At 38.7% G+C, this 14353-nt stretch carries 16 protein-coding genes; 2 read left to right on the forward strand and 14 right to left on the reverse strand.

What is annotated here, in order from left to right; genetic code table 11:
- Positions 1 to 23 precede the first annotated feature (23 nt).
- Positions 24 to 1214: an amino acid aminotransferase gene (locus tag ACTG7X_RS05850; RefSeq protein WP_386686211.1), complete on the forward strand. Its 1191-nt coding sequence runs from the start codon at positions 24 to 26 to the stop codon at positions 1212 to 1214.
- Between the two features lie 55 nt (positions 1215 to 1269).
- On the opposite strand, the gene ACTG7X_RS05855 is transcribed toward ACTG7X_RS05850, so the two are convergent.
- The 9 genes from ACTG7X_RS05855 to ACTG7X_RS05895 form a co-directional block, all read right to left on the reverse strand.
- Positions 1270 to 2115, reverse strand: coding sequence for a VirK/YbjX family protein (locus ACTG7X_RS05855; RefSeq protein ID WP_439257651.1), 846 nt, complete (start codon positions 2113 to 2115; stop codon positions 1270 to 1272).
- Positions 2116 to 2254: 139 nt separating this feature from the next.
- Positions 2255 to 2608, reverse strand: coding sequence for a 50S ribosomal protein L20 (gene rplT, locus ACTG7X_RS05860; RefSeq protein ID WP_005596075.1), 354 nt, complete (start codon positions 2606 to 2608; stop codon positions 2255 to 2257).
- Positions 2609 to 2663: 55 nt separating this feature from the next.
- Complete coding sequence (gene rpmI / locus ACTG7X_RS05865) at positions 2664 to 2861, reverse strand: 50S ribosomal protein L35 (protein WP_005596065.1); 198 nt, start codon at positions 2859 to 2861, stop codon at positions 2664 to 2666.
- 197 nt (positions 2862 to 3058) lie between these two features.
- Entirely contained in the window at positions 3059 to 3619 is a 561-nt protein-coding gene (infC, locus tag ACTG7X_RS05870; protein WP_439257652.1) for a translation initiation factor IF-3, read from the reverse strand.
- A 146-nt stretch (positions 3620 to 3765) separates the two neighbouring features.
- The gene (gene rnd / locus ACTG7X_RS05875) at positions 3766 to 4926 is read right to left on the reverse strand and encodes a ribonuclease D (protein WP_439257653.1); all 1161 of its coding nucleotides are present in this window, start codon (positions 4924 to 4926) and stop codon (positions 3766 to 3768) included.
- Positions 4926 to 6617 (reverse strand): long-chain-fatty-acid--CoA ligase FadD, encoded by a 1692-nt coding sequence (gene fadD / locus ACTG7X_RS05880; RefSeq protein WP_439257603.1) that lies wholly within the window; start codon positions 6615 to 6617, stop codon positions 4926 to 4928. The genes rnd and fadD overlap by 1 nt, the downstream gene beginning before the upstream one ends.
- 27 nt (positions 6618 to 6644) lie before the next feature.
- Positions 6645 to 7208 carry a Slp family lipoprotein gene (locus ACTG7X_RS05885; RefSeq protein WP_439257604.1) on the reverse strand — a complete coding sequence of 188 codons (564 nt, stop codon included), beginning with the start codon at positions 7206 to 7208 and terminating at the stop codon, positions 6645 to 6647.
- 24 nt (positions 7209 to 7232) lie between these two features.
- Positions 7233 to 7946, reverse strand: a complete 714-nt coding sequence (tsaB, locus tag ACTG7X_RS05890) for a tRNA (adenosine(37)-N6)-threonylcarbamoyltransferase complex dimerization subunit type 1 TsaB (RefSeq protein WP_439257605.1) — start codon at positions 7944 to 7946, stop codon at positions 7233 to 7235.
- A 23-nt stretch (positions 7947 to 7969) separates the two neighbouring features.
- Complete coding sequence (locus ACTG7X_RS05895) at positions 7970 to 8584, reverse strand: glutathione S-transferase (protein ID WP_439257606.1); 615 nt, start codon at positions 8582 to 8584, stop codon at positions 7970 to 7972.
- A gap of 138 nt (positions 8585 to 8722) precedes the next feature.
- Between ACTG7X_RS05895 and ACTG7X_RS05900 the strand changes: the two genes are divergently transcribed.
- The gene (locus tag ACTG7X_RS05900) at positions 8723 to 8944 is read left to right on the forward strand and encodes a hypothetical protein (protein ID WP_439257607.1); all 222 of its coding nucleotides are present in this window, start codon (positions 8723 to 8725) and stop codon (positions 8942 to 8944) included.
- A gap of 263 nt (positions 8945 to 9207) precedes the next feature.
- Here ACTG7X_RS05900 and ACTG7X_RS05905 read toward each other — a convergent pair whose 3' ends face one another.
- The 5 genes from ACTG7X_RS05905 to ACTG7X_RS05925 form a co-directional block, all read right to left on the reverse strand.
- Complete coding sequence (locus tag ACTG7X_RS05905; RefSeq protein ID WP_439257608.1) at positions 9208 to 9999, reverse strand: M48 family metallopeptidase; 792 nt, start codon at positions 9997 to 9999, stop codon at positions 9208 to 9210.
- Positions 10000 to 10231: 232 nt separating this feature from the next.
- A complete protein-coding gene (locus ACTG7X_RS05910; protein WP_439257609.1) occupies positions 10232 to 10906 on the reverse strand; it encodes a hypothetical protein in 675 nt (224 codons plus the stop codon).
- 166 nt (positions 10907 to 11072) lie between these two features.
- Positions 11073 to 11603 (reverse strand): hypothetical protein, encoded by a 531-nt coding sequence (locus tag ACTG7X_RS05915; RefSeq protein ID WP_439257610.1) that lies wholly within the window; start codon positions 11601 to 11603, stop codon positions 11073 to 11075.
- Between the two features lie 56 nt (positions 11604 to 11659).
- Positions 11660 to 12910, reverse strand: a complete 1251-nt coding sequence (locus ACTG7X_RS05920) for a hypothetical protein (RefSeq protein ID WP_439257611.1) — start codon at positions 12908 to 12910, stop codon at positions 11660 to 11662.
- Between the two features lie 37 nt (positions 12911 to 12947).
- The gene (locus tag ACTG7X_RS05925; RefSeq protein ID WP_439257612.1) at positions 12948 to 14150 is read right to left on the reverse strand and encodes a hypothetical protein; all 1203 of its coding nucleotides are present in this window, start codon (positions 14148 to 14150) and stop codon (positions 12948 to 12950) included.
- Between the last annotated feature and the right edge of the window lie 203 nt (positions 14151 to 14353).

The following is a 14353-nucleotide window of genomic DNA, read 5'->3' on the forward strand; positions in this document are numbered from 1 at the left end:
TCATTTATATAAGGAAAATTATCATGTTTGAGAATATTACAGCAGCTCCCGCTGATCCCATTTTAGGTTTAGGTGAAGCATTTAAATCTGAAACCCGTGCTAATAAAATTAATTTAGGTATTGGTGTCTATAAAGATGCACATGGTTCAACACCGATTATGAAAGCGGTTAAAGAAGCAGAACAACGTTTATTTGAAATTGAAACGACAAAAAATTATTTAGCGATTGACGGTGTAGCAGATTTTAATGAACGTACCAAAATCTTATTGTTTGGTGAGGGTTCAGAAATCGTTACCCAACGCCGAGCCAAAACCGTACAAAGTCTTGGTGGTACAGGGGCATTGCGTATTGCAGCAGAATTTATTAAACGTCAAACCAAAGCACAGAATGTGTGGATTAGCACGCCAACATGGCCAAACCACAATGCTATTTTCAATGCGGTTGGCATGACTATTCGTGAATATCGTTACTACGATGCTGAACGTAAAGCCTTAGATTGGGATAACCTAATTGCCGATTTAAGTAATGCTAGCGAGGGAGATGTGGTATTGCTACACGGTTGCTGTCATAACCCAACGGGTATCGACCCAACGCCAGAACAATGGCAGCAATTAGCCAACTTGTCAGCCAAAAATGGTTGGTTGCCATTATTCGATTTTGCTTATCAAGGTTTAGGTAACGGTTTAGAAGAAGATGCGATTGGTTTACGTACTTTTGCCGCAAATCACAAAGAGTTATTAATCTCTAGTTCTTACTCTAAAAACTTCGGTTTATACAGTGAGCGTGTTGGGGCATTTACGTTAGTCGCAGAAAATGAACAAATTGCTGTAACCGCACTGACACAAGTCAAAGCGATTATTCGTACACTCTATTCTAACCCAGCTTCACATGGTGCAGCAACGGTTGCCATTGTGTTGGCGGATCCCGTATTACGTAAACAATGGGAAGATGAATTAACCGAAATGCGTAATCGTATTAAAGCGATGCGTACAAAATTTGTTGAATTGCTCAAAGAATTTGGTGCAACACAAGATTTTGGCTTTATTACGCAACAAAATGGTATGTTCTCTTTCAGTGGATTAAATGCAGATCAAGTAGATCGCTTAAAAGATGAATTTGCGATTTATGCAGTACGTTCTGGTCGTATTAATGTGGCAGGTATTACCGAAGATAATATTCGTCATTTGTGTGAGAGTATTGTGAAAGTGCTTTAATCACGCACATTATCAAGATTTTTAACCCTGTAATAATTAAGTACAGGGTTATTTTTTATTTGTCAGATTTTATTAATTTTTCTGCCATGATTTGCCCTAAATTCTCCAACATCGCATAGCGTTTGCGATACATTGAGCGTTTATGGCTCGGAATATCTTCTAACGATTTTGTGGCAGAATGCAGCGGAAGTTGCCAATATTGACCTAAAACACCCGCACATTCACGGAAAATAGTATCATAATTGACAATATAACGTTTACTTTGTATCCAGCGAGATTTATTTTGGTATTTTTGCGGAATACCGAGTAATTTTTCATACCCCAATACTTGAGTAAGAGCTTTCATCGCCTCAACCATAAAATAAGCAGGGCGAAGTCCGTGACATTTTTTAGTCAACAGCTTCACGATTTCTTTTGACCCCTCAATATTCGGCCCTTGAATAACCCCAATCAGTAAGGCTTCATCAATTTTTCCAAAGGTCAATAAATAAATCAATTCTTGTGTTGGGCGATGACGAAGTTCTAATGTCCAATAACCTTCCATTGCTTGATGTTCATTGAGCATCAAAAGCAATTCAAAATCGGGAATAATTTCGCCAAAGTTGATTGGTTGTTCCCATAAGGGTGGAATCCCTTGATGTTGTAATTTTTCGGGCAAAAAAGTGAGATTATCACACACAACTTGGAATCGTTGACGAGCATTAAAACGTTTATCTAAGAAACGATGTACTACAGGATAGCTATAATTAGGACGGGGCTTTAGCAACTCAATAAGATTGATTGATTGATTGACAAACGACTCGAACGCTTGCACATAACGGCGATTTAACCAAGAGCGTAAATGAAAGCGAAAACGTTTTAAACGATAGGATTTTTTGCCACGATTCGGGTATAAGGTCATAGGATCTGGCCATTGATAGTCTTGTTTACTTTTAGTCACGGGATAATTCCTTATAAAATAAAGGCGCATTTTACCATAAGGTGAGTTAAGAAACAAAAAAGGACGCTAAACAGCGTCCTAATTTTCTATGCTTTAAATATTAAAGCGCAGATTTTGCTTTTTCAACTAAAGCAGCAAAAGCCACTTTATCGAATACAGCGATGTCAGCTAAAATCTTACGGTCGATTTCAACAGAGGCTTTTTTCAAGCCATTGATGAATTTGCTGTAAGATAAACCGTTTTGACGAGCGGCAGCGTTGATACGAGCAATCCATAATTGACGGAATTGACGTTTACGTTGACGGCGGTCACGGTAAGCATATTGACCAGCTTTAATCACTGCTTGGAAAGCAACGCGATACACACGTGAACGTGCACCATAATAACCTTTAGCGGCCTTAAGAACTTTCTTATGACGCGCTCTTGCAATAACACCACGTTTTACACGAGCCATTATTTAATCTCCTAATGTATATGTTTAACTAAAATTTACTAATGAACGCTTGTGCTTAGGCGTATGGCAAGCACGCTACAACTAAAACTTGGTCTGCTTTCGCAACCATGGATTTATGACGTAGATGACGTTTACGTTTAGTGGTTTTCTTAGTCAAAATATGACGTAAGTGAGATTGTTTACGCTTGAAACCGCCAGAAGCTGTTTTCTTGAAACGCTTCGCAGCACCACGTACTGTTTTAATTTTAGGCATTGTTTAATAACTCCGCATTGTTTTGTTTAAAAAACGATAAATAGGCGAATGTTTTGCAACATTACTTGTAAAGCTCGTATTTATCACACTAATGATAACAGTGGTTTTCACCCTGTTATAACATAAAAGCCATCAGGCTGCTGAGTGTGCCTGATCGGCTTTAGATTTCTCACTGAACGAAAAAATTCAATGAAAAATTATTTCTTCTTCGGTGCAATCACCATAATAGCTTGGCGACCTTCTAATTTCCCTGGCGCCGATTCCACCACCGCAATTTCTGCGGTATCTTCTTTCACTCGAGCCAACACATCTAAACCAATGTCTTGGTGAGCCATTTCACGACCACGGAAACGTACAGTAATTTTTACTTTGTCGCCATCTTCTAAGAATCGAATAATGTTACGCAATTTGACTTGGTAATCACCAATATCGGTACCCGGACGGAATTTAATTTCTTTTATTTGAACGACTTTTTGTTTTTTCTTCTGTTCTTTAGCCGCTTTTTCTTTCTCGTAAATAAATTTACCGTAGTTCATAATACGACAAACTGGCGGTTCAGCATTTGGGCTAATCTCAACTAAGTCTAACTCAGCTTCTTCAGCTTTTGCTAATGCTTCTTGAATTGATACGATACCTACTTGTTCGCCGTCTTGGTCAGTTAAGCGAACTTCTTTCACACGAATTTCATCATTAAGGCGATGAGCTCGGTTGGTCTGAACACGTTTTACAGGTTTGATAGTCCTATTCCTCTCGTCAATTTATTTTACCTCATATTTTTCCGTTCATCACAGAAGATATGATTTCTTTCCTTGCTCCGTTAACATGAGCAAAACAGGCGAAATTCTACGAGATTTTTTGGATTTATGCAATAAAAGAATGCTTTTTGTACATAAAAATTTCACCGTTAATGGTTTTCCAATAGCTCACACAATTTTCGACCAAAAGGTTCACGCCAATCTCGCATTAAATCGGGCAATTTATTGGGATCTTTTTGTTTTAACCAAACCCATTTCATTAATTTCTCTAAACTTTTACGGCTTGCAATCACTTCACTGGCGAAATTGTGCGGTGCAATTTCTTGGAGTTTTTCACGTAAGGCTTTGATCGCTTTTTTATAACGAGGATCTTCGGAAAATCTCACCATGGGTGAGGGATAATCAGCGGGATCAAGGCGTTTTAATTGCTCAATAAGTTGTAGCATTTTTTTCCCATGAATACGGACTTCTTGCGGATTAATGCCAAGTTGTAATAATGCTGAGGTATTTTTCGGATTGTGCATGGCCACTAAAAATAAACTTTCTGCACGAACGACGAAATTTAATGCAAGATCACGTTTTATCGCCTCACCTTGTCGCCAACTTGCCAACAGTTTTAATCGCATTAATTGCTCTGCATTGAGTTTATAAGCGTTGGGAATATTCACATAAGCCTTATCAGGATCTTTGCTTTTTTGGGCTTTTTCCAGTAATAAATGGCAATCAAATTGCACCGCACTTTGTATGCTACTCTCCCCTTGCCATGGCATTTGCGCCAGTTGTTCCGCCATTTTGTGATACAAGGGCAATAAATACCACACATCTGCGGCCGCATATGCTAATTGCGTTGCGGATAATGGACGAGCAAGCCAATCCGTACGTGATGCCCCTTTATCCAAGGCAAGGTCAAAATAATGCTGAATCAAGCTAGCAAACCCTGTGGAGTTGGGAAACGCCAAGAAATTCGCCATCATTTGCGTATCCAGTAATGGCGTGGGCAACTGTTGAAAATAATGCTGAAAAACCTCCAAATCTTCCGAGCAAGCGTGTAACACTTTCAGCACATTCTGGTTCGCTAATAACGCAATAAAAGGCGAAAAATCATTGATGTCGTTGGGATCAATCAAGCTCACTTGCTCACCGTCATACAGTTGAATTAAGCCTAATTTGGGGTAATAACTGCGTACACGAATAAATTCGGTATCTAACGCCACCACCGAATGCTGTTGAGCTTGCTCACAAATTTGAGCAAGCCCCTGATTATCCGTGATTACCTGAAAGTGCGGTGTATTTTGGATTTCTTTTATCATCATTCATTATTCGGACGTTTGGCCAATTCTTCATCACGCAACACTCGGCGTAAAATTTTACCAATATTACTTTTCGGTAATTCGTCACGGAATTCAATTTCTTTTGGAATTTTATAACCGGTTAAATGCTGACGGCAATGTTGACGCAGTTCATCACGGGTTAGGCTATCGTCTTTTTTCACCACGAAAACTTTTATCGTTTCACCCGATACTTCGTGTGGCACACCAATAGCCACCACTTCTGCCACTTTGTCATTGAGCATGACCACATCTTCAATTTCATTTGGGTACACATTAAAACCTGAGACTAAAATCATGTCTTTCTTGCGATCCACAATGCGTAAAATGCCTTTTTCATTTATTGTGACAATGTCACCGGTAGCCAACCACCCGTCTTTTAACACTTCGCTGGTGGCCTCTGGACGTTGCCAATAGCCTTGCATCACTTGTGCGCCTTTGACCCAAAGTTCACCGGCCTCACCTAAACTTGCTTCACTGCCATCTTCTTTCAGAATTTTAATATCCGTATTCGGCACCGGCAACCCGATACTGCCGTCATGTACCAAACAATCTACCGTTGAGGCTGCAACCAAAGGCGAGCATTCGGTTAAGCCATAGCCCTCAATAATATTACAACCGGTCAACTCATGCCAACGTGTAGCAATGGCTTGCTGTACTGGCATACCGCCCCCCACCGTTAATTTTAACGCCGAGAAATCCACTTCTTTGAAATTTTCATTATTTAACAAGGCATTAAATAACGTATTCACCCCCGTTAAGGCCACAAAACGGTGTTTTTTCAATTCTTTAATAAAACCCTCAATATCACGTGGATTAGTAATCAATACAGCCGTAATGCCAAGCTCAATAAATAATAAACAGTTGGCACACAAAGCAAACACATGATACAACGGCAACGGCAAAATGGCGGTACGCTCACGTTGATTACCTCCCACAAAAGGCTCGGCAATCCAACGGGCTTGCATAACGTTAGCGGTCATATTGCCATGGGACAACATGGCGCCTTTCGCCACGCCGGTGGTGCCACCGGTATATTGCAAAAAGGCGAGATCAGAGGATTCCAATTCAGGGCGCACATATTGACGATTTTTTCCCACGCTCAACACTTCACGAAAGGTCACTGCATTGGGCAATTTGTATTTTGGCACCAATTTTTTCACATATTTCACCACAAAATTGACCAACGTCCGCTTACCAAAAGAAAGCTGATCGCCCATACGGGTCAAAATCACATGCTTAACGGCGGTGTTAAACACCACTTTTTCCAAGGTTGAGGCAAAGTTAGACACCACCACAATGGCCACCGCACCGCTATCTTGGAGTTGATGTTCTAACTCTCGTGGCGTATAAAGCGGATTAACATTCACCACCACTAGACCTGCACGCAACACGCCAAACAACGCTATCGGATATTGCAATAAATTTGGCATCATTAAGGCCACAGGGTCGCCACGTTTGAGCTGTAATTCATTTTGTAGATAGGCCGCAAAAGCTCGGCTGCGTTCTTCCAGTTTACGAAAGGTTAGCACCTGTCCCATATTAATATAAGCGGGACGATCAGGGTGTTTTTGCACCGCACGTTCAAACATATCCAATAAATGATGATATTTCTGAATATCAATCTCTTTTTCTGCCCCTTGCGGATAATTATCAAGCCATAACTTTTCCATACCAATCCTTTTTATTCTTATTTAATGTTACTGTAAGACATAACGCACTTTAGGTTGCGCCAACCAAAGCCCACCAAAACGTCCCCAACGCATACCGAAACCAAAGCGGTAATCATCCCAATCATCAGGATCATAATAATATTCTTGCACTAAACGCCATTGTTTCAACGTATCCACAGCGACCACAGGATAATGATAATCCGCCTGATCAATTTTGCCGGTTTCTTTGCCAGTTAATTTGCCTTTCACCGTAATATATTGATCTTTCAAACTGACAGGATCCACAAAGCCGTCCACATAGGCAATAAAACGTCCATTACTGCTCCCGTCTATCACTGGTTTAGCTGAATAAGAGGACACTTGCAAACTCAACACTTCAATTTTGGTTTTATCTTTCAACGCATTTACCGCCAACACTTTGCCGCCCAAACGCACCTGTTTACATTGGCAAGCATAATGATCCGCCTCAATATCTTTTAGATTTTGAATGGTAAATTCATCTTTTTCCAACCCTTGCGGGGGATTGACACACCCCACTAACCCACTCACCGTCAATAAAAGTGCGGTGAAAAAAAAGCCTCTTTTTATCATAACTCCTCCTTTCTGGTTGAAACGCTATTCTCTACCCGGCAATTTCTGCCAAGTTACTTCATTGCGCAAATAAATGGGTTCAATGTCCGTGGCGGAAATTATCTCTTGATTAAACCACATTGGCATGGCAACAGATAACATATATTTTGCGGATGGCAAGGTAATTTTACTGCTGTTGCCTAACTCACTCAACAAGGGATAGGCTTGCCACCCCGTGCCAACGGTCGCCCACGGCCCTGTTAAAGTTTGGCATTGTTCTAGCAAATGCTCTGGCGAACAAACTTGCTCACTCAACATTTCTTGCCAATGCAAAAACTCGCCAAATTCGCCCCGCACTTTTTCGGCTTTTAAGGCTGAAAAATACACTTCATTCATACGAGCGTCAATGGCACAAAGCACTTGCTCCGCCTGCTGTTGCACATAAGCCGCTTGTGCCATAGCCGTTAAATTGGACACCGCAATCACCGGCAAATCGGCCCCAAAGGCCAAACCTTGCGCCACGCTTGCCCCTACTCGCACGCCGGTAAAACTGCCCGGCCCACGACCAAACACCAAGGCGTCCAACTGATTTAATGTCAAGCCAGATAGCCCTAAAATTTCATCAATCATTGGCAAAATGCGTTTGGTATGGGTGCGCTGTGCCACTTCATCTAAATGGGTGATTTCGCCCTGATGTAATAACGCCACGGAACAGGCCTCGGTTGAGGTATCCAGTGCAAGTAAAGTCGGTTTTCCCATGATTATTTTATTCTTCCTTTGTCCTATTTGGGTGCTGTTTCCGCTAACACCTTATGGATGACATTCATCTCGTCCGACCATTTTACTAGATTTGGAAAACTTTTGCCAAAATCTATGCCTAATTTTTCCGCACGAAATGCCCACCAATCAATCACACAGACCGCACAAATCGTGCCGATATTTAATTCGGTACCAAATTCCGCTAAATTTTGCTCCAACTGCGCAAAACTGCGTAAATTGCGATCCATTAATTGCTGATGACGACTTGTCCACCATTCGGCCTCTGGTCGTAGCATTTTTTCCGAAATAATCGGCAACGTATTTTCCATAATGCCATCCGCTAAATTATGTAACGCCAATACATTCCAACGCGCTTTGCCCTCTTTCGGAAACAAGGTCGTATTTTTTCCTTTATTATCCAAATATTCCGCAATCAACAAACTTCCAAACAACCAACGCCCACAATTACGTTGCAACGCCGGCACACGTCCTAGCGGATTATCTTGATTATGGGGAGATTGGGGATCAAAAGAGGATTGAATCGGCAACATTTCAATTTTATCTTGCAACTGATGATGTTGAATCACGGCTAAGACTTTACGCACAAAGGGGCTAGTGGTGGAATACCAAAGTTTCATAGGGGATCCTTATTTTTAATAAATTTAACCGAAATATAGCATATTTCCCTAAAGTAAATCAAAAAAGCATTGACACTGTCATATTAACCATATATTATCACGATAAATTGTTTATATATACATGTTATTGAGGTTTATATGCTTAATTTATTTGACAAACCATACGAAAAAGAAACCTTAGAAGATTGGGCAAAGTTGTCAATTGATATTGCAAGAGTTGCAATTCTGGCTGTTCCTGTTATTCTATATAGAGAAGATCCTATGAATATTAAAATATTTAATTCAATTGTTCTAGGGGTTGCTTTCTATGTTGGGTTATACAGCGGACGAAAATTCCGAAAAATGACAAAGGAGTTATAAAATGGGTTGGACATTTGGATTAGTGGTATTCCTTATCTTTGTATGTGCATGGGGTGCTTTTGCTCATTATGCGTCAAAATAAGTAAAATCATAAATAAAGGCAGAATAAATAATCTGCACCCCAAAAGTTGGACTAATAACCAACTAAGTAAGGTGCAAATTTTTATGACTAAATACAACCAAGCATTTTAACAACAAGTCGTTGATTTTTGATTGATGAGTATCCTTTTTTACCAATATTGATTAACCGATTTTACATAACCTTATTTCGACACCTTACGAGATTGATTATAAAGCGCTATCGCCGCAGGCAAATTTTCTTCCATGGCTTTATATCTCGACTCATGGGTTGGATGGGTTGACAATAATTGTTTAAATTTACTGTCAGAATCTTTATTGGCAATATTAAATTTTTTCCATAAATTTGGCGCATCTTTTGGATTGTAACCAGATTTTGCCATCAGCATTAACCCTAATTTATCCGCATCAGATTCTTGGCTACGAGAAAAGGTGTTTTCCACCCCTATATTTACCGCCAAAGCGATCGTAGCTTGCGCTAGCCCTACAACCGCACCACCAATATCGGTGGGCTGTTCAAACTTACTCGTATCGGTAAATATTCTCGTCCATTGTTTTAAATTCTCCCCTTTCCATCCATGTTCTAATAAAACATGCGACATTTCATGCCCCATTATAGTAGCAATTTCATTATCATTCAGTTTTAATCTATCCACGATCCCTGTAAAAAATAGCATTTTTCCACCAGGCATTGCCCAAGCATTTAATTCATTTGATTTCACCACATTAACTTCCCATTTAAGTTGGTTGCCAGTTTTATTTTCGGTTGTGGCATAAGGCACCATATGATTAAAAATTTTTCTTATACGTTTTGCAGTGGAAGACGTAGTATCAATTTGATGTTTACTTTGATATGTTTTTATCATATGCGCATAGGCAACTTCAGCCTCATTATTCGCCGTAGATGATGACGTCACACAAGCCGTTAATGACAACATAGGAACAATAAGAAAAACAGCGTGAATACATTTTTTCATAGAAAGACCTTTTATAAGATAAAAAATAAAACTCATGAACAAGGTGCAAATCACTTATATCACTTAAAAAATGATTATGCGTATACGGTAAAAAAACATAAAATACCATATACTATCATTTTCTAATCCTAGCACAATGAACTTACTCATTTTAAATAGATTAGGAAAGAAACAGAAATCAACAATATTCTCTCAATCCCTAGTCTGCTTTGTATTGGGTAAAAAACCCGCCTTAAACCCGTCTTGAACTCGTTGTTACCATTCCAATGACCTGTTTAAACCCACAACAAGGGCATTGACAAATTTTGTCATAATAATCTGTCTTATGTTGATAGACATCCGTTGTATACTCATGATAGCCATAATATGTCCCACGGTAACGTTGCTGTGAAGAATATCCCTGTTGGGAACCTTTGTAGATAGAGGACAGTTGCTTATAGTCGGATATAGGTGCAACTTCCGCACAATATTCACATATATGAGATTGAAACGCTAATTTACGTGATTGTTGATACAAGATATAGGCAACACCCCAAGTTATGAAAGCGATTATCCACCAATCTTGTTGACCAATTAAGAAGAATGGATATATAGCAACGGCACCAGCGGCCAAAATATAGAGTAAATACTTATTTTTCACTTTTTTAAGACTCTGTTCTTTTAGAATTTTACGGAGGTAATCGGCCTCGTCTTCTGATTTCGCATTAAATAACAAGTTCAACAGCGTTTTTCTGCTCGTTTTCTCATTAATATTAGCGAGATCAAAACCACTGGTATTATTCCTTTGATTAAAATTCGTTTTCAACGTGCTATTAATCACATTCGCCACCGTCGGCGGTAAATCAACACGTTGAGAAATTTGTTTTAATAGAAAAGGTAAAAGATAACGCATAATCAATCTAAACATAAATACTCCTTTGATAATTAAAGCAAGACCATAAAAAAGGATCGAAAATCCTCATATCACTTGAAAAAATTATGACACATAATATGTAAAAAAAACAACATCCCCCCAATCTCTCACCCACTTCACATTCGGGAAACCTTTTAAAAAGTTTCCCCGTAACGTGCTTTTATCGTCTTGATAAATCACGCTCACAATCTTTTTTAATACTTTCCACAAAATTATCTGCGGATTCTTGTGAAACTTTGGCTAATTTAGCATATTTGGATTGAAAAAGTTTATTTAAAATATCGTAGTCATAATGCCTTTTGTAGGCTGAAATACGATTAGCCAACGCATAAATAGGATCTTCTTCGTCAACCAATTTCCATAAACCTGGAAACATATATACTTGATGGGTTATTGCTCTAATAGGTGTACTCTCAACTGAGTCGTAGATCATCTTAATCCCCTTACACTCTTTCGGCATATCCACTGTTCCACCAATAAACGTCGGTGCAACCACCACACAAGCCACCACCGTACTTACCAATTTATGCTGACTGACCCAAGATAACATTTTGCTTAGCAAATGGTTCGTTTTTTCGCTTTGTTGAATTTTTTGCACGAACGGTGAAAATATGCCTTTTATTTTTTCCAATAACTTCTTAAAGGTGTCGGATTGCATAAATGCTTCAATAAATTTTTTAAACTTTTCCATAATCAATTCTCAAAAACAAGGTTAAAAATGGGGCGGATATTCCGCCCCTGTTGGCGTTAATTTAACGGCTCATAATGGCTGTAATTTAATTGCAATGTTTGCAAGGCTTTTTCAGCAGTAGAACAAGGGAAGTTATCAAAGATTTGTTTTTCTTTGTCTTTCACAGCGTTATATTGTTCTCTTGACATATCATCTTTATTAATGCCTTTTTCGCTTAAAAAGGCGGTCATTTTCGCCACACATTGCTCGTTATAGTCTTTTTTCAGGCTGTCAAAATTCGCGGTATAGTCTTGTACGGCTTGCTCTTGCTTTTCGTTTAGCACTACCCAATACAAACTACACACCGAATATTTACGTCTGTCCGTTTTGCAATAGCTATTGTCCAATGCCAATTCTTTAAAGGATTTTTGGCGCATTTCTTCAATGCCTTTGAAAGCGTAATCCCGATATAATGCGTCTTGAATATCATCAATATATCTTTCCCACAATTTTTGTTCGGAAGCTGTTGTGGTTTCATCTTCACGAATCCCACTCAAAACTTTTTCTTCCACGGTGCTTTCTAATGGGCTAATTCTAAAATCAAAACTTTCGTAATTTTTATGAAAATCAGTGATTAAATTCCGCACCGCTTGTTGCCAAGGCAAATCGGCATATTTCTGCCGTTCTTGATTTAATAACTTGGTTACCACTGATCTTTTGTTTACCTCTATATAGCCATATTCATTTTCAATTTGCCCCCCTTTTTTGACTTCTTCAATCTTGGCAACACATTGTTGATAAAGTTGTGTTGGATCTAATTGAGATTGGGAAAATGCGTTAAGCATTTTGCTATTTTCTATGACTATTTTTTCACGCCGATTAAATAACGCCTCTAAAATAGAACGAGACGAATCATAATAACCACATAGTTCATCTGTTTTCATACCTGATTTAATCTCCTGTTCCACATATTTCACAGGATCTTGTTCAAAACTCATTTCCGCACTCACGGCATTCGCACAATTTTGATCCACTTTTTCCAGTTGTGATTTAAATTGTTGAGTAAATATTTCTTTCGCTGTTTCTTCTGAAGTTCCTTGAGGAAAGAACAGGCTATACTTATAGCTAGTTTCAGGAATTCCAGTGAGTGTATATGTACAAAATTTGAGTGTCGCACTGCGTTCATCAAAATGTTGCAAATAATAGTCTGGGGTTTCAACAATTTGTGGCAGTCCAAAATGGATATTCGTTTCATCACCACCACAAGCAGATAAGCCAAGGGCTGTCAGCATTGATACAATCAATGGTTTTTGTCGTTTATTTAACATAATTTACATCCTGTTGTTCTAAAAGTTGTGCTAAAAGTTAATCTAATTTATCAATATGGCTAAAGCCCAATTTGAGATTTTGCAATGCCTGTTGTGCCAAATCACAAGGATACGATTGAAAAATTTCTTTTTCTTTATTGACAATACTGTCGTAAGCCTCCCTTGGAATGGTTTCGGCTTTTTTGTCCACATTCAGAGATTGATAATGGGCTTCAAATTGAGCAACGCATTGATTGTAGTCTTTTTTCAAGCTATCAAAATCTTTCATATAATTCTCAATGAGTTGATTTTGCTGTTTTTCCACGGCTTTGTTATACACAGAACAAGCCGAAGATGGTCGTCTGTCAGTTTGGCAATAGGAAGTATCTTTAATTAACTCAAGATATGGTTTCGCCAATAATTCTTTTAGCCCAGTGAAATAGAATTTATTATAAAGATGATGCCTAACATTATTGCGGATTCTGTCATCTATACGGGTTGAGCCACTAAAATCGGTATGATTTAAAACGTAGTCCAAGGTATTTAACTCTGACTCCTCTGTTTCTACCCAATAATCTAGCGAAAAAGATCTGTCATTAGGTTTCATTAGAACGCTAATCAATTTAGCAATGCCCTGTTGCCAATTTAAATCTTTAAAAGGGGCTATTTCTTGTTCAACCTTGGCAGACACTTGTTTTCTTAGGTTGGCTCGCTCAAATTCGTTCTGAGCTATACGATATTTCTGATAGAAACGATCCAATTTGTCGCTATAAAGCTCTTGGTAAAAAAAGAGAGAAGAATTATGAATGAGAAGAACGAAAGGAACTTTCAACTCTAATTTTTCGCCATAAAATTGTTTAAAAACATCATAGTCCGAGGTTTTTTCATCAAAAGTCGTTGGCATTGGCAATTCAAGCGTCAGTAAACCCAAACCTGCATTGGCACAATTTTCAGCAAAGACTTGATAGGCATTCTGCATTTCAAAATAATTCAAATCCCCGAAACTAAAGTCTTTGTCTTTAAATTTATCTTCAATTTGATCCGCTTGCTTTTCTATTGACTTGTACTCGCGTTGAGCAATGGGTTTACACTGAGCCAACACCTCTTTGGCTTTGTCAGGATTTTTGCTGTAATAATCCTTTGTCTGTAAATCTTTTGGATAATTCAGCTCAATATTTTCAATAGCATAAGTCATGCTACTCACACCAGCCAGCACAATGGCTGCACCAAGGCTGATAAAAAAGTTTTTTTTCATTTTCATAGGGACATCCTGTTGTTAGATAAAAAAGAGAGGTCGTGAAAAAGGATCAAAAATCCCCATATCACTTGGGAAAATTATGCCATATTATCTGTAAAAAAAAACAGTATTTTGTGAGATTATTGGAATAAATGGGATCGGGAGCGGGGGGAAAGGATCTCACTATTTTGTGAATAAAATACGCATAAACATCTTGACTTATCCCC

It is taken from the genome of Lonepinella sp. BR2271, from assembly GCF_051851515.1.
Lineage (GTDB): Bacteria > Pseudomonadota > Gammaproteobacteria > Enterobacterales > Pasteurellaceae > Lonepinella.

Excerpts from the sequence above, each read along its gene's own strand:
- fadD (WP_439257603.1), bottom strand. The coding sequence starts at position 6,617 with ATGGAAAAGTTATGGCTTGATAATTATCCGCAAGGGGCAGAAAAAGAG.
- ACTG7X_RS05910 (WP_439257609.1), bottom strand. The coding sequence starts at position 10,906 with ATGTTTAGATTGATTATGCGTTATCTTTTACCTTTTCTATTAAAACAA.
- ACTG7X_RS05895 (WP_439257606.1), bottom strand. The coding sequence starts at position 8,584 with ATGAAACTTTGGTATTCCACCACTAGCCCCTTTGTGCGTAAAGTCTTA.
- ACTG7X_RS05855 (WP_439257651.1), bottom strand. The coding sequence starts at position 2,115 with ATGACCTTATACCCGAATCGTGGCAAAAAATCCTATCGTTTAAAACGT.
- rplT (WP_005596075.1), bottom strand. The coding sequence starts at position 2,608 with ATGGCTCGTGTAAAACGTGGTGTTATTGCAAGAGCGCGTCATAAGAAA.
- rpmI (WP_005596065.1), bottom strand. The coding sequence starts at position 2,861 with ATGCCTAAAATTAAAACAGTACGTGGTGCTGCGAAGCGTTTCAAGAAA.
- ACTG7X_RS05915 (WP_439257610.1), bottom strand. The coding sequence starts at position 11,603 with ATGGAAAAGTTTAAAAAATTTATTGAAGCATTTATGCAATCCGACACC.
- ACTG7X_RS05850 (WP_386686211.1), top strand. The coding sequence starts at position 24 with ATGTTTGAGAATATTACAGCAGCTCCCGCTGATCCCATTTTAGGTTTA.
- ACTG7X_RS05920 (WP_439257611.1), bottom strand. The coding sequence starts at position 12,910 with ATGTTAAATAAACGACAAAAACCATTGATTGTATCAATGCTGACAGCC.
- ACTG7X_RS05925 (WP_439257612.1), bottom strand. The coding sequence starts at position 14,150 with ATGAAAATGAAAAAAAACTTTTTTATCAGCCTTGGTGCAGCCATTGTG.
- tsaB (WP_439257605.1), bottom strand. The coding sequence starts at position 7,946 with ATGGGAAAACCGACTTTACTTGCACTGGATACCTCAACCGAGGCCTGT.
- ACTG7X_RS05905 (WP_439257608.1), bottom strand. The coding sequence starts at position 9,999 with ATGAAAAAATGTATTCACGCTGTTTTTCTTATTGTTCCTATGTTGTCA.
- rnd (WP_439257653.1), bottom strand. The coding sequence starts at position 4,926 with ATGATAAAAGAAATCCAAAATACACCGCACTTTCAGGTAATCACGGAT.
- ACTG7X_RS05900 (WP_439257607.1), top strand. The coding sequence starts at position 8,723 with ATGCTTAATTTATTTGACAAACCATACGAAAAAGAAACCTTAGAAGAT.
- ACTG7X_RS05885 (WP_439257604.1), bottom strand. The coding sequence starts at position 7,208 with ATGATAAAAAGAGGCTTTTTTTTCACCGCACTTTTATTGACGGTGAGT.